This is a genomic window from Kitasatospora sp. NPDC023176 (assembly GCF_055560495.1).
In genome coordinates, this window is the sequence record NZ_JBVHIP010000004.1 from 335,772 (window position 1) to 356,853 (window position 21,082).

Sequence of the window (21,082 nt, forward strand, 5' to 3'; positions counted from 1 at the left end):
CCCTTTCAGGGCGCTGGGCGCTTCGACTCAGCCGCGGTGGCCGATCAGCCGATCAGCGAGCGCAGCACGTACTGCAGGATGCCGCCGTTGCGGTAGTAGTCCGCCTCACCGGGGGTGTCGATGCGGACGACCGCGTCGAACTCCTTGCTGCTCCCGTCCTGGCCGACGGCCTTGACCTTGACGGTCTTGGGGGTGCGGCCCTCGTTGAGCTCGGTCACGCCGGTGAAGGAGAAGGTCTCCTCGCCGGTCAGGCCGAGGGAGTCGGCGTTCTCGCCCTCCGGGAACTGCAGCGGCAGGACGCCCATGCCGATCAGGTTCGAGCGGTGGATGCGCTCGTAGGACTCGGCGATGACGGCCTTGACGCCGAGCAGCGCGGTGCCCTTGGCGGCCCAGTCGCGGGACGAGCCGGAGCCGTACTCCTTGCCCGCCAGGACGACCAGCGGGACGCCGGCGGCCTGGTAGTTCTGCGAGGCGTCGTAGATGAACGACACCGGCGCGTCGGCCTGGGTGAAGTCGCGGGTGTAGCCGCCCTCGGTGCCCGGCGCGATCTGGTTGCGCAGACGGATGTTGGCGAAGGTGCCGCGGATCATGACCTCGTGGTTGCCACGGCGCGAGCCGTAGGAGTTGAAGTCACGCTTCTCGACGCCGTTGGCGGTCAGGTACTGCGCCGCCGGGGTGCCCGGCTTGATGTTGCCGGCCGGGGAGATGTGGTCGGTGGTGACCGAGTCGCCCAGCTTGGCCAGGACGCGGGCGCCGGCGATGTCGGTCACCGGGCTCGGGGTCTTGGCCATGCCCTCGAAGTACGGGGGCTTGCGGACGTAGGTGGACTCGGCGTCCCACTCGAAGGTGTTGCCGGTCGGGACCGGGAGCGACTGCCAGCGGTGGTCACCGGCGAAGACGTCCTGGTAGCCCTTGTCGAACATCGCCTCGTCGATGGAGGCGGCGACAGTGTCGGCGACCTCCTGCTCGGACGGCCAGATGTCGGCGAGGAAGACGTCGTTGCCGTCGGCGTCCTGGCCCAGGGCGTCCTTGGTGATGTCGATGTTCATGTTGCCGGCGAGGGCGTAGGCGACCACCAGCGGCGGGGAGGCCAGGTAGTTCATCTTGACGTCCGGGTTGATCCGGCCCTCGAAGTTGCGGTTGCCGGAGAGCACCGAGACGACCGCGAGGTCGGCCTCGTTGACGGCGGCCGAGACCTCCTCGGGCAGCGGGCCCGAGTTGCCGATGCAGGTGACGCAGCCGTAGCCGACCAGGTTGAAGCCCAGCTTCTCCATGTACGGGAGCAGGCCGGCCTTCTCGTAGTAGTCCATGACGACCTTGGAGCCGGGCGCCAGGGTGGTCTTGACCCAGGGCTTGACGTGCAGGCCCTTCTCCACGGCCTTCTTCGCCAGCAGGGCGGCGCCCAGCATGACGGAGGGGTTGGAGGTGTTGGTGCAGGAGGTGATCGAGGCGATCACGACCGCGCCGTTGTCGATCTCGTAGGTCGAGCCGTCGGGGGCGGTGACGGCGGTCGGCTTCGAGGCCTCGGCGGAGTAGGTCGGCAGCGCCTCGGCGAACTTCTGGGCGGCCTCGGCCAGGACGACGCGGTCCTGCGGGCGCTTCGGGCCGGAGATCGACGGGACGACGGTGGAGACGTCCAGCTCCAGGTACTCGGAGTAGGCCGGCTCGACCGACGGGTCGTGCCAGAGGCCCTGCTCCTTGGCGTAGGCCTCGACCAGGGCGAGCTGCTGCTCGTCACGGCCGGTCAGACGCAGGTAGTTGATGGTCTCGGCGTCGATCGGGAAGATCGCGCAGGTCGAACCGAACTCCGGCGACATGTTGCCGATGGTGGCGCGGTTGGCCAGCGGGATGGAGCCGATGCCGTCGCCGTAGAACTCGACGAACTTGCCGACCACACCGTGCTTGCGCAGCATCTCGGTGATGGTGAGCACCAGGTCGGTGGCGGTGGTGCCGGCCGGCAGCTCGCCGGTCAGCTTGAAGCCGACGACGCGCGGGATCAGCATGGAGACCGGCTGGCCGAGCATGGCGGCCTCGGCCTCGATGCCGCCGACGCCCCAGCCCAGCACGCCCAGGCCGTTGACCATGGTGGTGTGCGAGTCGGTGCCGACGCAGGTGTCCGGGTAGGCCTGGCCGCCCCGGACCATGACCGTGCGGGCCAGGTGCTCGATGTTCACCTGGTGGACGATGCCGGTGCCCGGCGGGACGACCTTGAACTCGTCGAAGGCGGTCTGGCCCCAGCGCAGGAACTGGTAGCGCTCCTTGTTGCGGCCGTACTCGATCTCGACGTTCTGGGTGAACGCGTCCTTGGTGCCGAACTTGTCGGCGATGACCGAGTGGTCGATGACCAGCTCGGCCGGGGCCAGCGGGTTGATCTTCGCCGGGTCGCCGCCCAGCTCCTTGACGGCCTCGCGCATGGTGGCCAGGTCGACCACACAGGGCACGCCGGTGAAGTCCTGCATGATCACGCGGGCGGGCGTGAACTGGATCTCCTGGCTCGGCTGGGCGTTCTCGTCCCAGTCGCCGAGGGCGCGGATGTGGTCGGCGGTGATGTTGGCGCCGTCCTCCGTGCGGAGCAGGTTCTCCAGCAGCACCTTGAGGCTGTAGGGCAGCCGCTCGGAACCCTCGACGGCGGAGAGCTTGAAGATCTCGTACGACTCGTCGCCCACCTGCAGCGAGCTGCGGGCGTCGAAGCTGTTCGCGGACACGACTGACTCCTTCTGGGTGCTTCGTGCTATATCCGGCCGCCGCACGGTGGTAAGGTCAGCCTTACTTAGGCTTGCCTTGCCCGCATCGCCGGCGAGCGCCTCTCGGCAAGTATCTTGATGTCGAGATATATCGTAAAGGGCAGTTATCTCGATGTCGAGATAAACCATAGTGCATGCCGCCACCATCACCACCGCAGGCATGCCCCGGTGGGCGACGACGCAGGTCAGCGGCCGTCCGGACCGCGACGCTTGCGCTCCAGCCGGATCAGCCAGACCGCTCCCGCCACGATCGCCGCGGCCAGCAACAGCACCACCACGAGCTCACCGCCCGAGCCGCCGGTCGGCGCGGGGGCGATGTCGGCCAGCAGGGTCGTCGTCCTCATACCTTCACCTCCTTTCGTCCCGTCCGCACCCGGTCGGCGCTCCCTCGCTCCGCGCCCGGGTGGGCACCCGGGTGGGCACCCCTCGGTCCGCCTGGCCCGCCTGGCCCGCTCGGTCCGCTCGGTCCGCGCCCGGGCCCTCGCGCAGGCCGAGCACCAGCATCAGCAGCACCGGGAACTCCAGATACGCGTGGTAACTGGCCAGCGCCGCGTACACCGAGCGGCCCTGGGCGTAATCCACGGCGAACAACAGCGCCAGCAGCGCCCCCGCACCCATCCCCAGCGCCCAGGCCCGCCCGCCCCGCAGGCCCGGCACCCGGGCGTCGAAGCGCTCCGCCGCCTCCGGCGCGTACCGCGGCAGGAACCACACCCAGACCACGTAGTGCATCGTCTGCAGGAAGGCGAACACCGCCAGGAAACGCAGCCCCACCTGCGGCGTCAGCCAGCCCGGCGGGGTGTAGACCGCCGCCAGCCGGTCCGTCCAGCCCCCGGGACGCTGGGACAGCCACCCGTCCAGCAGCCCGCTCGACAACAACCCCGGCACCAGCAGCACCCAACCGAACTGCAGCACCAGGAACGCCGCGCGCCCCCGCGCCAGCCGGCGCGACCACTCCGCCAGGAACAGCAGCGGCACCACGTTGTGCAGGTGCGCCAGCGCCACGAAGTGGTAGGCCGGGAACGCCAGCGACGCCGCCCCCGCACCCGTCAGCCCCACCCCGGCCGCCACCAGCAGCCGCGGCCGGCCGCGCAGCCCGTACCAGCAGGCCGCCGCCAGCAGACCGTAGGCCAGCAGGATCTCCGCCGACTGGGACAGCCGCGACGGCGGCAGCAGCCGGCACAGCACGATCCCGGTCACCAGCGCCAGCAGCAGCCGCAGCAGCGGACCGGCCAGCACCGCGGCGAACCGCCCCGCCACGTACCGCAGCTCCAACACGTTGTGCAGCAGCCCGAAGGCCGCCAGGCCCAGCACCGCCAGAGCGGTCGGCGCGCGCAGCGCCAGCACCAGCGCCAGGGCCGCCGACAGCGCGAAACCCGCGAACGGCGCCCCGCCCAGCCGCACCACCGGACCGGGCGCGGGCCAGGGCCCCGCCCCGGCACCCGCCCGGATCCCCGTGCTCGCCATGCTCCCCCTTCCCGTGGCACGATCCCCGCCGTGCGCTACCCGGTGGCCCTCGCCCTCACCCTGCTGACCGAGACGCCGGTCTACACCGCCGCCCTCGTCCGGATCGGACGCGTGCGCCCCGGACGGGCGGCCGCGGCCGGCGTACTCGTCAACCTGGCGACGCACCCACTGCTCTGGTGGACCCTCCGGCACTGGACCGACGGGCCCGCCGCAGCGTACTGGAGCTGCTTCGCGCTCAGCGAGGCCGCGGTCTGCGCGGTCGAGGCACTGCTGCTGTGCCCGCTCACCGGACTGCGCCCGCGCGACCCGCTGCCGTGGATCGCCTCCGGTACCGCCAACGCCACCTCGCTGCTGGCCGGGCTACTGCTCGGCGGCTGAACCCCGGCTTCACCCGGGGCGGAGCGCGGCCTGTCGGTGTCCGGCGACGGACGGCGGACAGCGGACAGCGGACAGCGGACGGCGGACGGCCGGCCGCGCCGCGGATCCCGCGCCGCCGAGTGTCCTGCGGCGGCCGACGGCGTTGAGCAGGGTGACCGTCGCCCCGCCCGTGGAAGGCCCGCCCCGATGCCCGCTCCGCTCGCCACCGCCCTGCTGCCGCTGGCCCTGCTCGTCCCCGCCGCCTCCCCGGTCTCCGTCCTGGAGACAGCCTTCGACCCGGCGACGGCCTTCGTCCCGCCGACCGCGATCAGCTACGCCGACGACCTGGTGCCGTACGGCTCGCACGCCCGGATCGTCATCGACCGCTCGGAACCCGGGCGGACGGTCCTCACCCTGACGGTGGCCGGGCTCGCCCCCGACCACGAGTTCCCCACGCACCTGCACACCGGCGTCTGCGGGGCCGACCCGGCCTCCTCCGGACCGCACTACCAGGACGTGGTCGACCCGGTGCAGCCGTCCACCGACCCGGCCTACGCCAACGACCGCAACGAACTGCGGCTGGTGCTGCACACCGACGGCCGGGGCCGGGGCACCGCCACGACCGCCGTCGACTGGCAGCCACGGCCCGGCGAGGCGCGCTCGCTGGTGCTGCACGCGGGCACCCCGGCCGGCCGGCACGCGGCGGGCGACCGGGTGGCCTGCGTCAAGCTGGCGCGCTGAGCCCGGCGGATCCCTGCCGGGCCCGGGAGATCCCCGCCGGGCCCGTCCGAGGACCGCTCAGGAACCGAGGGTGGCGACCAGGACCGCCTTGATGGTGTGCAGCCGGTTCTCCGCCTGGTCGAACACGACGGAGTGCGCCGACTCGAACAGCTCGTCGGTGCACTCCAGCTCGGTCATGCCGGTCGCCTCGTACATCTGCCGCCCGACCGCCGTGCCGAGGTCGTGGAAGGCCGGCAGGCAGTGCAGGAACTTCACGTCCGGGTTGCCGGTGGCCCGGACGGTGTCCATGGACACCTGGTACGGCTTGAGCAGCGCGATCCGCTCGGCCCACACGTCCTTGGGCTCGCCCATCGACACCCAGACGTCGGTGTAGAGGAAGTCGGCGCCGGCCACGCCCTCGGCCACGTCCTCGGTCAGCGTGATCCTGGCACCCGTCCGCCCGGCCAGCTCCTGCGCCGCCTGCCGCACCTCCTCGGCCGGCCAGAGGGCGCGCGGGGCGACGATCCGGATGTCCATGCCGAGCAGGGCGCCGGTGACCAGCAGCGAGTTGCCCATGTTGGAGCGGGCGTCGCCGAGGTAGGCGAGGGCGACACCGGTGAGCGGCTTGGCGGTGTGCTCGGTGATGGTGAGCACGTCCGCCAGCATCTGGGTGGGGTGCCACTCGTCGGTCAGGCCGTTCCAGACCGGGACGCCGGCGTGCTCGGCCAGCTCCTCGACGATCTCCTGGCCATGGCCGCGGTACTCGATGCCGTCGAACATCCGGCCGAGCACCCGGGCGGTGTCCTTGACCGACTCCTTGTGGCCGATCTGCGAGCCGGACGGGTCCAGGTAGGTGGTGAGGGCGCCCTGGTCGTGCGCGGCGACCTCGAAGGCGCAGCGGGTGCGGGTGGAGGTCTTCTCGAAGATCAGCGCGATGTTCTTGCCGCGCAGCCGGGGCTGCTCGGTGCCCGCGTACTTGGCCGCCTTGAGCCCGGCCGCGAGGTCCACCAGGAAGCGGAACTCCTGGGGCGTGAAGTCGAGCTCCTTGAGGAAGTGCCTGTTCCGGAGGTTGAAGGCCATGCCGGGCTCCTGGGGTGACGGTACTGGCGGTACGTGAGGTACTGACTGGAAAGCGGCAAGTGTATACGACCTTCGGAATTTCTATACAGCGCGGCGATGACGAAGGGGAAGCCCCGGGCGGGACTTCCCCTTCGTCACCCGTTCCCGCGGACGCGGGCCGGGCGGGTCACAGCCGCGGGTCGACCGGCTCCGACTCCAGCGCGAGCACCGCGAACACCGGCTCGTGCACCCGCCACAGCGGCTCCCCCGCCGCCAGCCGGTCCAGCGCCTCCAGGCCCAGCGCGTACTCGCGCAGCGCCAGCGAACGCTTGTGGCCCAGCGAACGCATCCGCAGCCGCTCCAGATGCTCGGTGTAGTCCGGGCCGTAGACGATCCGCAGGTACTCCCGGCCGCGCACCTTCACCCCCGGCTGCACCAGGCCGCCCGGACGGCCCTCACCCCGCACCGTCCGCACCACCGAGGCCAGCGGCTTGACCACCATGCCCTCGCCGCCCGCCGCCGTCAGGTCCTCCCACCAGGCGGTGGCGGCGGCCACCGAGGCCTCGTCCTCGGTGTCCACCAGGACCCGGCCGGTGCGGTGCAGCACCGGGGCCGCCACGTCGTCGGCCTCCACCAGGCGGTCGATCCAGGCCAGGTGCTCGTCGTGCGGACGCACCGCGAGATTCGCCCCCTCGGCGGCCAGCAGCTGGAACGGCGCCAGCCGGATGCCCGTCAGCCCCTCCGTCGGCCAGCAGTACCGCCGGTACGCCTCGGTGAACGCCCGCGCGTCGGCGGCGCGACGGCGCTGGCGGGCGGTCAGCTCCCCGAGCTCCAGCCCGCGCGCGGCCGCCTGCTCCAAGGCGGACAGCACCTCCGGCAGGGCGGCGCCGGCCGCCGCGCCGACCGCGGCGTACTGGCGGCGCAGCAGCTCCACCGCCTTCAGCGACCACGGCATCAGCTCCGCGTCCAGCAGCAGCCAGTCGGTGCCCAACTCCTCGAACAGACCCGCCCGTTCGGCCGCCGCCCGGACCCTGCCGAGCACCGCGCCGGTCAGCTCCTCGTCGTCCAGGAAGGCCCGTCCGGTCCGGGTCCAGATCGCGCCCGGACCGGCCACCCCGAAGCGCCGCTCCAACGCGGCGCCGTCCCGGGCGACCAGCACCACCGCGCGCGAGCCCATGTGCTTCTCCTCGCACACCAGGTGCCGGACGCCGTCCGCGCGGTAGGCGAAGAAGGCCTCCTCCGGGTGCTCCAGGTACCCCTCCCGGCGGGACGTCGGGCTCGGCGCCATCGTCGGCGGCAGGTAGGCGAGCAGCCGCGGGTCCAGCGCGAAGCGGCTCATCACCTCCAGCGCGGCCGTCGCGTTCTCCTCCCGCACGGCGACCCGGCCGTGCAGACCGGTCTCCACGGTCCGGCGCCCGGCCACGTCCGCGAGATCCAGCGGACGGCCCTCGCGGGCACCCGGCGCATCCGTCAGCAGCGGACGCACCGGGGCGTACCACTCCCGCTCGGCCGCCACGCTCACCAGCTCGCGCTCCGGATAGCGCAGCGCCGTCAGGCTGCCGCCGAAGACGCAGCCGGTGTCCAGGCAGATGGTGTTGTTGACGAAGCTCGCGCTCGGCACCGGGGTGTGGCCGTAGACCACCAGCGCCCGGCCGCGGTACTCCTCCGCCCACGGGTAGCGCACCGGCAGGCCGTACTCGTCGGTCTCGCCGGTGGTCTCCCCGTACAGCGCGTGCGAGCGCACCCGGCCGGAGGCGCGGCCGTGGTACCGCTCCGGCAGACCGGCGTGGCAGACCACCAGGGCGCCGCCGTCCAGCAGGTAGTGGCTCACCAGGCCGCGCATGAAGGCCCGCACCTCGGCCTTGAACTCCTCGCTCTCCCCGGCCAGTTGGTCCAGCGACTCCTTGAGGCCGTACGCGACGGTGACCTTCTTGCCGTCCATGGCCCGGCCGAGCTTGTGCTCGTGGTTGCCCGGCACGCAGATCGCGTGGCCGGCCCCGGCCATGCCCATCACCAGGCGCAGCACACCCGGGGTGTCCGGGCCGCGGTCGACCAGGTCGCCGACGAACACGGCGGTGCGGCCCGCGGGGTGGACGGCGTCCACCGGGCGGCCCTCGGCGTCCCGGGCGAGGGAGTAGCCGAGACGGGTCAGCAGGGTCTCCAGCTCGGAACGGCAGCCGTGGATGTCGCCGACGATGTCGAACGGGCCGGTGAGGTGGCGCAGGTCGTTGTAGCGCTTCTCCAGCTCGATCCCGGCCGCCGCCACCTCGGCCTCGCCGCGCAGCACGTGCACCGTGCGGAAGCCCTCGCGCTCCAGGCCGCGCAGCGAACGGCGCAGCTCGCGGTGCTGGCGCGGTACGACGTGCGCGGGCAGCCGGCGGTCCGGGCGGGAGCGGTTGCGCTCGGCGCACACGCCCGGCGGGACGTCCAGCACGATCGCGATCGGCAGCACGTCGTGGGCGCGGGCGATCGCGACCAGCCGGCGGCGGGCCTCCGGCTGGACGTTGGTGGCGTCCACCACGGTGAGGCGGCCGGCCGCGAGGCGCTTGCCGACGATGTAGTGCAGGACGTCGAAGGCCTCGGCGGACGCCGACTGGTCGTTCTCGTCGTCGGCCACCAGGCCTCGGCAGAAGTCGGAGGAGACCACCTGGGTGGGCAGGAAGTGACGGCGGGCGAAGGTGGACTTGCCCGCACCGCTGGTGCCGATCAGGACGACGAGGGAGACGTCGGTGACCGGGAGGCGGCGGGGGGCGGGGGTGCTCCCGGGCTGGGCCTGCTCGGGGTCGCGGGTCGCGTCGTCGGTCATCGGGTCACGCCCTCCTCGGGCGTCGTGGTGATGTTCTCGGCACCAGTGGCGGTGGCGGCACAGGTGGCGGTGGTGGTGATGGCGGTGGTGGTGATGGCGGTGGTGATGCGGAACAGGGCGAGCTGGGTCGGCGGGCCGACCTCCGGGTCCTCCGGCCCGACCGGGCGCAGCTCCACCGTGTAGCCGTACGCCGCCGCGACCTTCCCCGCCCACGCGCCGAACTCGGCGCGGGACCACTCGAACCGGTGGTCGGCGTGCCGCGTACGGCCCGCCGGCAGGCTCTCCCAACGCACGTTGTACTCGACGTTGGGCGTGGTGACGACCACGGCCTTCGGACGGGCCGCGCCGAACACCGTGTACTCCAGCGCGGGCAGCCGCTCCAGGTCCAGGTGCTCGATCACCTCGCACAGCACCGCCGCGTCGTAACCCTTCAACCGGGCGTCGGTGTACGTCAGCGCGCCCTGCGCCAGCGTCACCCGGGCCGCCTGCCGCTCGGGCAGCCGCTCCAGCCGCAGCTTGCGGTTCGCCGCCTGCAGCGCCCGCGCCGACACGTCCACGCCGAGGATGCCGGTGAACCGGGCGTCCTTCAGCAGCTCGCCGATCAACTCGCCCTGGCCGCAGCCGAGGTCGGCGACCCGGGCCGCGCCGGTGTCGCGCAGGGCGGTGAGGATCGCGGCGCGGCGCCGCTCGGCGAGGGAGGGCTGCCGGGGCTCCGCGCGCTCGCCGGCCCCGGTGGGCGCGGTGGCCGCGGTGGGCGCGGTGGGCGCGGTGGGCGCGGTGGGCTTGCTGACCTCGCGGGTCTCGGTGGGCTCGGGGGCTTCGGTGGTCTCGGGGCCCTCCTCGTCCGGCCGGTCGTCGACCGCGTTGTCGATCTCCTCCACCTCGCGGTCGTCCGCCTCCGCCAGCCGGGCCAGCTCCAGCCGCTCCATCGCGGCCCGGGTCAGCGACCAGCGGCGGGACAGATAGCGCCGGGCGATCAGGGCGCGCTCGGGGTGGGCCGCCAGCCAGCCCTCACCGGCGGCGAGCAGCTTGTCCACCTCGTCCGGGGCGACCCAGTAGTGCTTCGCACCGTCCAGCACCGGCAGCAGCACGTACAGCTGCTGGAGCGCGTCGGCCAGCCGCACCGCCTCCGAGGCGAGCACCACCCGCACGTAACGGGACTCTCCCCACTCCGGGAACGCCGCGTCCAGCGGAACCGCCGCCGCCTCCACCCGCCAGCCCAGCGGCTCGAACAGCCGGGCCACCATGGCCGGGCCACCGCCCTCGCCCGCGCCGTTCGCGGGCACCGCCGGCAGCTCGATCCGCAACGGGCGGACCAGCCCCGGCAGTTCCGGACGCGCCGGGCAGTCGCCCTTCATCGCGGACCGGAACACCGTCCGCAGCGCCACCGCGAGCAGCGAGGACGCGGCGTACGGGCGGTCGTTGACGTACTGCGAGAGCGCGAAGTCGGGCGAACCGCCGCGCCCCCTGCCCCGGCCCTTGCGGACCAGCGCGATCGGGTCGATGTCCAGCAGCAGCGCCGCCGTGCAGAGCTCGTCCCGTGCCTCGGGGTAGAAGACGTGGGCCTCGCCGTGCGAGGTCGCGAACCGCTGGACCCTGCCGGGATGCTTGTGCAGCAGGAACCCGAGATCCGTGGCCGGGCTCTCGGCGCTGCCGGTAGTGGAAATCGACATGAACACCCGGCCGAGTATTGCCCAGCCAGGAGCGTCCGGGCACCGCAATTTCCGGCCCGGCGGCCTGCCGGCCTGCGGATCCGACCGGCGTGTCCGGACGCTGGGCGTGTTCGGCAGCGGAGCCCCGCATTGGTTAACGTGCACGGTGTGACTGCTGAATCCACCTCGCTCGAATCCACCTCCCCGGCGAACGGCGCCGTGGCCACCGGCCTGGCCACCATCGCCGCCGACGGCACCGTCCTCGACACCTGGTACCCCGCCCCCGCGCTGGTCGCCGAGCCCGGCCCGGCCGGCACCGTACGCCTGACCGCCGAGCAGGCCGAGGCCGAACTCGGCGCCGGCGCCGCCGACGCCCTGCGCGCCGACGCCCGCCGCGGCGTCGAGGTGGTCGCCGTGCGCACCACCATCGGCTCGCTGGACGACAAGCCGCTCGACACCCACGACATGTACCTGCGCCTGCACCTGCTCAGCCACCGCCTGGTCCAGCCGCACGGCCAGAACCTGGACGGCATGTTCGGACTGCTCGCCAACGTCGCGTGGACCAGCATCGGCCCCGTCCCGGTCGACAAGGTCGAGCAGGCCCGCCTCGCCGTCCGCGCCGAGGGCGGCCAGCTGGCCGTCTACGGGATCGACAAGTTCCCGCGGATGACCGACTACGTCGCCCCGACCGGCGTGCGCATCGCCCACGCCGACCGCGTCCGGCTCGGCGCGCACCTCGCCGCCGGCACCACCGTGATGCACGAGGGCTTCGTCAACTTCAACGCCGGCACCCTCGGCACCTCGATGGTCGAGGGCCGGATCAGCGCGGGCGTCGTCGTCGGCGACCACAGCGACATCGGCGGCGGCTCCTCGATCATGGGCACCCTGTCCGGCGGCGGCAAGCAGGTCGTCTCGGTCGGCGAGCGCTGCCTGCTCGGCGCCAACGCCGGCATCGGCATCTCGCTCGGCAACGACTGCGTCGTCGAGGCCGGCCTCTACGTCACCGCCGGCACCCGGGTCACCACCCCGGCCGGCACCGTGGCCAAGGCCGTCGAGCTGTCCGGCCAGGACAACCTGCTGTTCCGCCGCAACTCGCAGACCGGCGCCGTCGAGGTCATCGCCCGCTCCGGCTCCTGGGGCGGCCTGAACGCGGACCTGCACGCCCACAACTGACGTACGGGTCACGGCCCTTGGGGCCTCTTCCGGTCCGTTCCCGGTCTTCTCCCGGCCCTCTCCCGGCCCTTGGGGACCGCAGGGGCCACGAGGGGGCCGTGGGGACCACGGGGGTCCGGCGCCGGGTGCGCCGGACCCCTTCCGCCCGCGGCCGGGCCCCTTCCCGCCCGCGGGTGACGCCTCAGCGGCCGCGCAGGACGACGAGCTGCCGGGTCGCCCTGGTCATCGCGACATAGCGGTCGACCGCCCCCTCCACGCCCTCGCCGAACGCCTCCGGATCGACCAGCACGACCAGGTCGAACTCCAGACCCTTGGCCAGCTCCGGCGTGAGCGAGCGGACCCGCGGCCGCTCCCGGAAGCCCGGATCGCCGATGACACAGGCGACACCCTCGTCGTGCTCGGCGAGCCACCCGTCCACGACCGCCGCCAGCTCCGCCGCCGACCCGTGCCGGACCGGAACGCCGCTGCTGCGCACCGAGGCCGGCACGTTGGCGTCCGGCAGCGCCGCCCGGATGGCCGGCTCGGCCTCCGCCATCACCTCCTCCGGCGTGCGGTAGTTGATGCTCAGCGAAGCCATGGTGGTGCGGTCGAAGCCGGCCCGCTCCAGCCGCTCCTGCCACGACTCGGCGAAACCGTGCCTGGCCTGGGCGCGGTCCCCGACGATGGTGAAGCTCCGGGACGGGCAGCGCAGCAGCAGCATCCGCCACTGCGCGTCGGTCAGCTCCTGGGCCTCGTCCACCACGATGTGGGCGAACGGGCCGGCCAGCGGCTCCGCGTCGGCGCCGTCCAGCGCGTCCTCGTCGACCAGGGTGTCCTGGAGGTCCCGGCCGCGCAGCATCGTCACCACGCCCTCGCCGTCGTCGTCGGCCTCGATCAGGTCGCCGATCACCGCCGCCATCCGCTCGCGCTCGGCGGCCACCGAGGCCCGGTGGCGCTGGCGGCGCAGCGTGGCCCCGCGGTCCCCGAGCCGCTGCCGGGCCGCGTCCAGCAGCGGCAGGTCGGAGACCGTCCAGGCCTGCGGGGCGTGCTTGCGCTGGAGCGCGCGGACCTCCTCCGGGGCCAGGTGCGGCGCGCACATCCGCAGGTAGGCGGGCACCGACCAGAGGTCACCCACCAGGTCGGTCGGCTCGAGCAGCGGCCAGGCCCGGTTGAGCGTCTCGACCAGCTCACGGTCCTGCCGCAGCGAACGCCGGAACAGCTCGAGCGGGACCTCCTCCTCGCCCGGCTCCAGCTTGTCCAGCAGGATCGCGGCCAGCTCGTCCCAGATCTGCTCGCGCGCCTCGTTGTGCGGGGTGCCCGGGTCCGGGGCGTCGAAGGCCTCGGCCCAGTCCCCGGCGCTCAGCCAGAGGTCCGCCCCATGGGTGCTGACCAGCAGCCCCTCGGTCGGCGGCTCCTCGTAGAACCGGACGGCCTTCTCGATCGCCCCCACCAGCTCCACCGAGGACTTCAGCCGCGCCACCTCCGGGTCGGCCTCCTCCACCGCGCCCGCCCCCTCGGGCACCAGGTCCCGCAGGGTGCAGGTGCGCACCCCCTCCTCACCGAGGCTCGGCAGGACGTCGGCGACGTAGTTCAGGTACGGCTGGTGCGGGCCGACGAACAGCACGCCGCCGCGCCGGTGGCCCAGCCGGGGGTCGGAGTACAGCAGGTAGGCGGAGCGGTGCAGGGCGACCACCGTCTTGCCCGTACCGGGACCGCCGTCGACCACCAGAGCGCCCCGCGAGCCGGCCCGGATGATCGCGTCCTGGTCGGCCTGGATGGTGGCGAGCACATCCCGCATCCGGGCCGACCGGTTGCCGCCCAGGCTGGCGATGAACGCCGACTGGTCGTCCAGGGCGGCGTGCCCCGCCAGTCCCTCCGCGGTGAACACCTCGTCCCAGTAGTCGGTGATCCGGCCACGGCTCCAGCGGTACCGCCGGCGGCTCGCCAGGCCCATCGGGTCGCCGTGGGTCGCCGCGAAGAACGGCTCGGCCGCGGGCGAACGCCAGTCGACCAGCAGCCGGCGGCCCGCACTGTCGGTGAGCCCGAGCCGGCCGACGTACAGGGGCTCACCGTCCTCCGCGGTCACGATGCGGCCCAGGCACAGGTCCAGGCCGTAACGGCGCAGCGCGCGCAGCCGCCCGCTCAACCGGTGGACCTCGATGTCCCGGTCCATCGCCGCCCGCCCGCCGCCCCCCGGGGCACGGCGCACGGTGTCGAGCTGCTCGGAGAGTTCGGCGATCGCCCGCTCCAGGCTCTCCGCGATCGCCGCGAAGTGCCGCTCATCGGCCGCGACGAGCGTCGGGTCGGCCTTGCCGGACAGCCGCTCGGGGAGGTCGAAAGCACTGGTGGTCAGGGGGTTCATGGCATCAGCTCCGATCTGAGGCCTGCGATTGTGCGCCACCACGGGGGCCTTGCCGCAAGGCCCCCGGTGCGTTATACGTTGAGAGTGGCAAGGGGTGGGTTCTCCCTCTTCCCTGTTCTCCCCTCCCCGCTCCCCCTCCCCTCGGAGGAGCCCGGCCGACCTGCTCAGCGGGGTCGCAGTCCGTCGAGGGCGAGGTCGATGAGCCGACGCCAGTCGCCGCTCTCGGTGCGGATGACTGCGGACAGGCAGCCGACGACCATGTAGACGTCCGCGACGGTGCCGTCCGCCCGGATACTGCCGGCGGCCCGCCCCTGTTCGATCAACGCGCCTACGGTGCTTTCGAGTTGCCCGCCGGCCCTGCCGGAGAGCACGGTGCGCGAGGCGCTCGACGCACTCGCCGACCTCACGATCGTGCGGGACTCCCCCTTCCACCCGACCGGGCTGTGCGTCGTCGAGCCCCCGGTCGTCAGCACCCACTGCCCGTCCACCAACCGAGTGTTCCACCCGACGTGGTCGGCGTGCAGGTGGGTGTCGACCACCACGTCGACGTCCCGCGGGGCCACGCCGGCCGCCGCCGGCCGGTCCAGGAAGTCGGTGCTCCGGCGAGCGAACAGGGGCAGGAGCGGGCGGGGCTCGTGGTTGCCGACCCCGGTGACCACCAGGATCGTCACGCCTTCGCTGCGCAGCACGAAGGTCTGCACCCGGGTGATCAGCAGTCCCGCGTCCCGGTCCCAGAAGTCCGGAGAGAGCCAGGAGCGGTGTTTTCTCCACGGATTCGGGGCGGGTGGCCGCTCACCGGCATCGCGCGATTCCGCGATGCCGGTGAGCAACCCGAGCCCGCTGCGGGCTGATGTCGGCCGACCGTCCCGGCGTCCGATCGAGTGCGCGTCAGTTCTCCTCGATCAGCACCAGTTCGACCGGGACGTTGCCCCGCGTCGCGTTCGAGTACGGGCACACCTGATGGGTCGCCTCGAGCAGTTCCCGTGCCGCCTCGGCGTCCACGCCGGGCAGCTGGGCCTCGATCCTGGCCGCCAGACCCAGCCGGCCCTCGGCGAGCGATCCGACCATGGAGACGGTCACCGAGATCGCCGATTCCCTGACGTCCAGCTTCTTCGCCCCCGCGACCAGTCGCAGGCCGCTGTGGAAGCAGGCCGCGTAGCCGGCGGCGAACAGCTGCTCCGGATTGGTGCCGGGGCCGCTGTCGCCGCCCAGCTCCTTGGGCATGGACAGCGACGCCGTCAGACGACCGTCATCGGTGGCGACCTTGCCGTCGCGGCCGCCCCAGGAGGTGGCGGTGGTGGTGTAGATGGTGTCGCTCATGTCCAGTTCCTTCGATGAGGACGCGCCGGATGAGGGCACGTCTGATGGGCGCTCCCGCGCAGGTGTGATGTCGACCAGCTCCCGCTGGAACGGCCGGTCAGTTGGTGCCGGTGCCGACGCCGGCGGACCCGGATGCGGCGGCCATCGCGTCATGCCTGGCCTGCCTGCTCTGCCTGCTCTGCCTCGACCGCCTGGTGGCCGGATCGGTGCCAAGTATGTGCATCCGGGCTCCCGCACAGCCTGCCCCTGCCAGGGGCAGGTCCGGGAAAGGGCTTGTGGATCCAGCGGGTTGGCCGGACACCGGGCGCTGCGCCCACGAGCTCTGCGTAGTACTCGCAGGGGCAGGCTGCGCGGCACCGGGGCGGACATACTCGGCCGCATGAACAAGACGGTGCGGTTGGGGGAGTTCCTGCAGATTCGCCGGTCGCTGCTGCAGCCGGCGGATGTGGGACTGCCGGACTTCGGAGAGCGACGACGCGTGCCCGGGCTGCGCCGCGACGAGCTGGCCCAGCTGGCGGGGGTGAGCCTGTCCTACTACACGCGGCTGGAGCAGGGCGTGTCGCTCAACGCTTCGCCGGAAGTGCTGGACGCTCTTGCCCGGGCCCTCGGTCTGGACGAGGTGGAGCAGGCCCACCTGCACGACCTGGCGCACGCCACGCGACGCGGCCGCAAGCGCCGCAGGCTGGCGCCCGAGTCCGCGGATGACACGGCCAGGCAGCTGCTCGAAGCGTTCGGTGACGCACCGGCGGTGGTGCTGGGGCGCCGCAGCGACGTGCTGGCCTGGAACCGTACGGGGCACGCCTTGTTCGCCGGACACCTGGACTCGTACATCCCCGACCAGCCGGACCAGCGCCCGAACATGGCGCGGCTGGTCTTCCTGGACGCTCACACCCGGGATCTGTTCGTGGACTGGCCGAGGAAGGCCAGGGCGGTGGTGGGGAAGCTGCGGCTTGCCGCCGGCCAGTATCCGGACGATCCGATGCTGGCCGTACTGATCGGCGAACTGACCATGAAGAGTGCGGAGTTCGCCACCATATGGTCCGAGAACCGGGTCAGGAACTGGGACATCGCCGCCTACCGCATGCGCCATCCGCTGGTCGGCCGGATGCACCTCAACCTGCAGACCCTGACGACCCCGCAGCAGAGCGGGCAGCGCATCGTCGTCGCAACCGCTGAGGCCGGTTCAGGCTCACAGGCCGCACTGCGCCTTCTCGCCCAGGCCGGTGCCACGGCCGACCGGCAGCCAGGCCGGCACAGCTCCGAGGCCGCCGGAAGCGGGCACCTTCAGAGCAGCGCGAGCTGACCCCGGATGCCACTGCGTCTCTCCTGGCCTCAGGCGCTACTTGCCGTAGTGGTAACGGCACGCGATGACGCACAGGGTGTCGGCCTGCTCGTCAAGGATGTAGACCAGGCGGTGTTCCTGGTCGATCCGGCGGGACCAGGCCCCGGCGAGCTCGTACCGCAAGGGTTCGGGTTTGCCGATGCCCTCGTTGCCGTTTCGGCGGATGTCGTCGATCAGCAGATTGACGCGCTTGAGGAGACGGCGATCGTCCGCCTGCCAGGACAGGTAGTCGCTCCAGCCGCGCTCGGTGAACTGGACCTTCACGCGCTCTACTCGGCGAGGTCTTCGGCGTCGATCAGTTCTCGGGCCACCGCACGGCCCTCCCGGTATTCCTGCAGGGAGAGGCGAAGGTGGTCGGCGTTGGCCGGGGAGCGCAGCAGGTAGTCGGTCTCGCGGAGCGAGGCGTATTCGGCCAGGGAGACGACAACTAGCGGCTCGTGGCCGGCGCGTGTGATGACGAGCTCTTCGGCGTCGCTCTCAACGGCATCGAGCGCGGCGGCGAGATTGCCGCGGAGCTCGGTGGCACTCATCGTCTTCATGTCGTACAGAATAACGTACAGCTGTCGAGCGAGCCGGGGAGTGACGACAAAGGCCCGGACCACTGAGCGGTCCGGGCCTTCGATCAAGGCGGAGGGTACGAGACTCGAACTCGCGAGGGGTTGCCCCCAACACGCTTTCCCATTCTCATGAAGGGTGTCCGCCGGGGTTTCGCACTCGTTCCGGCCTGCGGCGGAGTGGAGCGGTGGGGAGCGGCCGGACCTGACCGGACGAGGGTGAACGAGACCATGGCGCACGGGGCCCGCCCACAGGAGTCCTCAGCCGGCCAGACGCCGCAGCCAATCGCGCAGCAGTGCCGTCTCCGTACCGCTCAGGGGTACCCCCGCAGCACCCTCGGCGTCGAGTGCGGCATCGAGTGCGAGGGCACGTGAGGCGAGGTCCGATCCGAACGAGGCGGGCGGACCGGTGGTCACGGAGGCGATCACGGCATCCCGCAGTCGCGCCGAAGCCGCCAGGCCTCGCTCCGGCGCCGCCTCGCTGATCAGCGCCAGAGCAGCACCCGTCGTCGCCGCGTGGATCACGCGGGTCGCCTCGTCCACCGGCACCCGGAGGCGCCCGGCATCGGCCGCCCGGCCCAGCACCCTCACCAGCAGGGCGTGGGCCTCGTCAGCGGCCGGGGGCCGCTGCCCGGGCCGCGCCGTGCCGTACATGAGCACGTAGAACGCCGGGTGCCGCAGGCCGAAGTCGACGTGCAGATCCCAACCCCGGTGGAGATCGGCCACCGGATCGTCGGACAGGCGCAGCGTCTCCTGCTTCTCGGCCAGGTACATCTCGAATCCGTAGGCGGCCAGCTCGGCGAGGAGCCCGTCCTTGTCCCCGAACATCCGGTACAGCGTCGGGGCAGTGACTCCGGCTGCACCGGCGACGGCGCGCGTCGACACCGCCTCACTGCCGCCCTCCTCCAGCAGCGTGGCCGCGACCTGCAGTACCTGGCGCCGTGCGGCATGCCTTCCCTCATCCATGGAACAACGATACGGCATCTTGCGTATCAGCGCCCTATCGGTGATACGGTTTTAGCCGTAACACCGTCTCGGGCTGTGGGCAGCGCCGTACGTGCATACGTACCGCGCGGCGTTCGCGCCCACTGCCGCGCCGCGGCCGCCACACCGCATTCCGCCGCGCGACCCACCCGACAACCCGGCGTCCCGGCGGGTGGACGTCCTGTTCGCGCTCTCCGTCCTCCGGACAACCGCGCCGTCATCGGCGGCGCCAAGAAGGGAAGAACCATGTCCGACATCACCATCGTCATTGCCTCGTACTCGGGCTACGGGCACACTGCGCAGATCGCCACGGCCGTGGCCGATGGCGCTCGCTCGGTCCCCGGGACGCAGGTCCTTCGCGTGGACGTCGCGTCCCTCGGCGACGCCGACTGGGAACTGCTGGACGCGGCGGACGCCATCATCTTCGGCTCCCCCACCTACATGGGCACCGCCTCCGGGGCGTTCCACACCTTCGCCGAGGCCACCAGCAAGCAGTGGAGCACCCGCGCCTGGAGGGACAAGCTCGCCGCCGGATTCACCAACTCCGGCTCCATGAGCGGCGACAAGCTGCACACCCTGCAGTACTTCGCACTCCTGGCGGCCCAGCACGGGATGCTCTGGGTGAGCCTGGACATCCTGCCGGGCTGGAACACCACCACGTCCAGCCCCGAAGACGACAACCGGCTCGGCTTCTACCTCGGCGCCGGCGCCCAGAGCTTCAACGACACCGCCGCCGTGCACGACGCCGACCTGAACACCGCCCGCCACCTCGGCCGCCGCGTCGCCGAGCAGACCCGCATCCACCACGCCGGCAAGGCCGCCGCAGCGCGGTGACGCCTCCGACCCCACACCACCACCTCCGGCGGCGGCCGACGCACGAGGCAGCGGCCGCCGCCGGGACAGGAGAGCGAACATGACCCCCACGGGTGAAGACACCGTCCAGCGGCTGCTGATCGGCGGCACCTGGCAGCGGGCGGCGGACGACCGGACCTACGAGGTGCACGATCCGTTCACCGGCGAGGTCACCTCCCGCGCGGCCGCAGCCTGCCCGGCGGACGCCATCGGCGCGGCCGAAGCCGCCGAGCGCGCCTTTCCCGCCTGGTCGGCGCTGCCGCCGGGCGAACGCCGCCGCATCCTGTGGACCGCGGCCGACATGGTGGAGGCGCGGGCGCAGGAACTCACCGAGGCGATCACCGCCGAGATGGGTGGCCCCGCCGCCTGGGGCGCGTACAACGTCAAGGCCCTCGCCGAGAAGATCCGCTACGCCGCGAGTGCGGCACACGAGGGCCTGACCGGTGAGGTCATCCCCTCCGAGACGCCGGGCCGCACCTCGATCGCGGTGCGCCGGCCGGTCGGCGTGGTTGCGTGCGTCATCCCGTGGAACGCTCCGGCGCTGCTGGCGGGCAGCTCGGTCCCGGCGGCGCTGGTCCTCGGCAACACCGTGGTCATGAAGGCTTCGGAGCAGACGCCGCGCACACACGGTCTGGTCGCCAAGTGCTTGACCGAGGCCGGCCTGCCCGACGGCGTGCTCAACCTCGTCACCAACGCCCCCGAGGACGCCCCCGAAGTAGTGGACGCCCTGATCGCCCACCCGGCCGTCCGCCGCGTCCACTTCACCGGCTCCACCAGGGTGGGCCGCATCATCGGTGAGAAGGCCGCCGCGCACCTGAAGCAGGCGATCCTCGAACTCGGCGGAAAGGCACCGGTCCTGGTCCTCGCCGACGCCGACCTCGACCAAGCGGTCAGCGCGGCGGCCTTCGGCGCGTTCGCCAACTCAGGACAAGGCTGCCTGTCCACCGAACGCGTCGTTGTCGACCGCAGCATCGCCGACGAGTTCTGCCGCCGCCTGGCCGCCCTCGCCGACACCTTCTCCTACGGCGACCCCCGCGACCCGCAGTCCGTGCTCGGCCCCGTGGTCGGCCGGGGCACCGTCTCGCGTCTGTCCGACCTGGTCCAGGACGCCGTCGCGGCCGGCGCACGGCTCCTGGCCGGTGGAGCGGCCGACGGTCCGTGCTTCGCCCCGACCGTGCTGGCCGACGTCACACCCGGCATGCGCGCCTACCGCGAGGAGTCCTTCGGCCCCATGGTCACCGTCATAGCCGTCGATGGCCCCGAGCAAGCCCTGCGCGTGGCCAACGACAACGACTACGGCCTCACCTCGGCGATCTTCACCCGAAACGTTCCCCTCGCCCTCGACCTGGCCAAGCGGATCAACGCCGGCATGTGCCACATCAACGGAACCACCCTCGACGACGAACCGCAGATCCCTTTCGGCGGCCTGAAGAACAGCGGTTACGGAAAATCCGGGGGACGGGCCGGCCTGGAGGAGTTCACCGAACTCCAGTGGATCACCATCGAAGGTCCCCGGTCGCGCTGAGGGGAGGCCGAGGCGGCAGCTGAGCTCTGACCTCGACTCAGACCAGAGACGACGAAGGCGGAGGATACGAGATTCGGACTCGCGAGGAGTTGCCCCCAACACGCTTTCCCATTCTCACGAACGGTGTCCGCCGAGGTTCGCACCCGTCCTGACCTGCGGCGCAGCGAGCCGTTGGACAGGCGCTGAACC

The 21,082-nt window shown here is 72.3% G+C and carries 18 protein-coding genes; 6 read left to right on the forward strand and 12 right to left on the reverse strand.

Features of this window, described 5'->3' with window-relative positions; translation table 11 throughout:
* Positions 1 to 44: 44 nt before the first annotated feature.
* From acnA to ACZ3YL_RS09395, 3 genes are all read right to left on the reverse strand, one after another.
* Entirely contained in the window at positions 45 to 2,705 is a 2,661-nt protein-coding gene (acnA, locus tag ACZ3YL_RS09385; protein WP_188305385.1) for an aconitate hydratase AcnA, read from the reverse strand.
* Positions 2,706 to 2,929: 224 nt separating this feature from the next.
* On the reverse strand, positions 2,930 to 3,088 hold the full coding sequence (locus ACZ3YL_RS09390; RefSeq protein WP_188305384.1) for a hypothetical protein: 159 nt from the start codon (positions 3,086 to 3,088) through the stop codon (positions 2,930 to 2,932).
* A gap of 4 nt (positions 3,089 to 3,092) precedes the next feature.
* Positions 3,093 to 4,208, reverse strand: a complete 1,116-nt coding sequence (locus ACZ3YL_RS09395) for a hypothetical protein (protein WP_188305383.1) — start codon at positions 4,206 to 4,208, stop codon at positions 3,093 to 3,095.
* A 30-nt stretch (positions 4,209 to 4,238) separates the two neighbouring features.
* On the opposite strand from ACZ3YL_RS09395, the gene ACZ3YL_RS09400 reads away from it, so the two are divergent.
* The gene (locus ACZ3YL_RS09400; protein WP_188305382.1) at positions 4,239 to 4,586 is read left to right on the forward strand and encodes a hypothetical protein; all 348 of its coding nucleotides are present in this window, start codon (positions 4,239 to 4,241) and stop codon (positions 4,584 to 4,586) included.
* 186 nt (positions 4,587 to 4,772) lie between these two features.
* On the forward strand, positions 4,773 to 5,306 hold the full coding sequence (locus tag ACZ3YL_RS09405) for a superoxide dismutase family protein (RefSeq protein ID WP_188305381.1): 534 nt from the start codon (positions 4,773 to 4,775) through the stop codon (positions 5,304 to 5,306).
* A gap of 57 nt (positions 5,307 to 5,363) precedes the next feature.
* Here ACZ3YL_RS09405 and argF read toward each other — a convergent pair whose 3' ends face one another.
* The 3 genes from argF to ACZ3YL_RS09420 form a co-directional block, all read right to left on the reverse strand.
* The gene (gene argF / locus ACZ3YL_RS09410) at positions 5,364 to 6,365 is read right to left on the reverse strand and encodes an ornithine carbamoyltransferase (protein WP_188305380.1); all 1,002 of its coding nucleotides are present in this window, start codon (positions 6,363 to 6,365) and stop codon (positions 5,364 to 5,366) included.
* A 166-nt stretch (positions 6,366 to 6,531) separates the two neighbouring features.
* On the reverse strand, positions 6,532 to 9,150 hold the full coding sequence (locus ACZ3YL_RS09415) for a polynucleotide kinase-phosphatase (RefSeq protein WP_465656409.1): 2,619 nt from the start codon (positions 9,148 to 9,150) through the stop codon (positions 6,532 to 6,534).
* Complete coding sequence (locus ACZ3YL_RS09420) at positions 9,147 to 10,829, reverse strand: 3' terminal RNA ribose 2'-O-methyltransferase Hen1 (RefSeq protein WP_465656411.1); 1,683 nt, start codon at positions 10,827 to 10,829, stop codon at positions 9,147 to 9,149. The genes ACZ3YL_RS09415 and ACZ3YL_RS09420 overlap by 4 nt, the downstream gene beginning before the upstream one ends.
* A gap of 141 nt (positions 10,830 to 10,970) precedes the next feature.
* Here ACZ3YL_RS09420 and dapD point away from each other — a divergent pair, with 141 nt between their 5' ends.
* Entirely contained in the window at positions 10,971 to 11,975 is a 1,005-nt protein-coding gene (dapD, locus tag ACZ3YL_RS09425; RefSeq protein WP_188305377.1) for a 2,3,4,5-tetrahydropyridine-2,6-dicarboxylate N-succinyltransferase, read from the forward strand.
* Between the two features lie 181 nt (positions 11,976 to 12,156).
* On the opposite strand, the gene helR is transcribed toward dapD, so the two are convergent.
* The 3 genes from helR to ACZ3YL_RS09440 form a co-directional block, all read right to left on the reverse strand.
* The gene (gene helR / locus ACZ3YL_RS09430) at positions 12,157 to 14,316 is read right to left on the reverse strand and encodes an RNA polymerase recycling motor ATPase HelR (RefSeq protein WP_465656413.1); all 2,160 of its coding nucleotides are present in this window, start codon (positions 14,314 to 14,316) and stop codon (positions 12,157 to 12,159) included.
* 164 nt (positions 14,317 to 14,480) lie between these two features.
* Complete coding sequence (locus ACZ3YL_RS09435) at positions 14,481 to 15,146, reverse strand: MBL fold metallo-hydrolase (protein ID WP_465656414.1); 666 nt, start codon at positions 15,144 to 15,146, stop codon at positions 14,481 to 14,483.
* 58 nt (positions 15,147 to 15,204) lie between these two features.
* Complete coding sequence (locus ACZ3YL_RS09440; RefSeq protein ID WP_465656416.1) at positions 15,205 to 15,636, reverse strand: organic hydroperoxide resistance protein; 432 nt, start codon at positions 15,634 to 15,636, stop codon at positions 15,205 to 15,207.
* Positions 15,637 to 16,015: 379 nt separating this feature from the next.
* Between ACZ3YL_RS09440 and ACZ3YL_RS09445 the strand changes: the two genes are divergently transcribed.
* Positions 16,016 to 16,939, forward strand: coding sequence for a helix-turn-helix domain-containing protein (locus tag ACZ3YL_RS09445; protein WP_465656417.1), 924 nt, complete (start codon positions 16,016 to 16,018; stop codon positions 16,937 to 16,939).
* 36 nt (positions 16,940 to 16,975) lie between these two features.
* Here ACZ3YL_RS09445 and ACZ3YL_RS09450 read toward each other — a convergent pair whose 3' ends face one another.
* The 3 genes from ACZ3YL_RS09450 to ACZ3YL_RS09460 all read right to left on the reverse strand — a co-directional run bounded on the left by ACZ3YL_RS09450 (position 16,976) and on the right by ACZ3YL_RS09460 (position 18,516).
* Positions 16,976 to 17,242 carry a Txe/YoeB family addiction module toxin gene (locus ACZ3YL_RS09450; RefSeq protein ID WP_188305372.1) on the reverse strand — a complete coding sequence of 89 codons (267 nt, stop codon included), beginning with the start codon at positions 17,240 to 17,242 and terminating at the stop codon, positions 16,976 to 16,978.
* Positions 17,243 to 17,247: 5 nt separating this feature from the next.
* Positions 17,248 to 17,517 (reverse strand): type II toxin-antitoxin system Phd/YefM family antitoxin, encoded by a 270-nt coding sequence (locus tag ACZ3YL_RS09455; RefSeq protein ID WP_188305371.1) that lies wholly within the window; start codon positions 17,515 to 17,517, stop codon positions 17,248 to 17,250.
* Between the two features lie 276 nt (positions 17,518 to 17,793).
* The gene (locus tag ACZ3YL_RS09460) at positions 17,794 to 18,516 is read right to left on the reverse strand and encodes a TetR/AcrR family transcriptional regulator (RefSeq protein WP_465656419.1); all 723 of its coding nucleotides are present in this window, start codon (positions 18,514 to 18,516) and stop codon (positions 17,794 to 17,796) included.
* Between the two features lie 246 nt (positions 18,517 to 18,762).
* On the opposite strand from ACZ3YL_RS09460, the gene ACZ3YL_RS09465 reads away from it, so the two are divergent.
* Together ACZ3YL_RS09465 and ACZ3YL_RS09470 are read left to right on the forward strand one after the other, a co-directional pair.
* Entirely contained in the window at positions 18,763 to 19,350 is a 588-nt protein-coding gene (locus tag ACZ3YL_RS09465; RefSeq protein WP_188305369.1) for a flavodoxin family protein, read from the forward strand.
* A 79-nt stretch (positions 19,351 to 19,429) separates the two neighbouring features.
* A complete protein-coding gene (locus ACZ3YL_RS09470; protein ID WP_188305368.1) occupies positions 19,430 to 20,893 on the forward strand; it encodes an aldehyde dehydrogenase in 1,464 nt (487 codons plus the stop codon).
* The last annotated feature ends 189 nt before the right edge of the window (positions 20,894 to 21,082 follow it).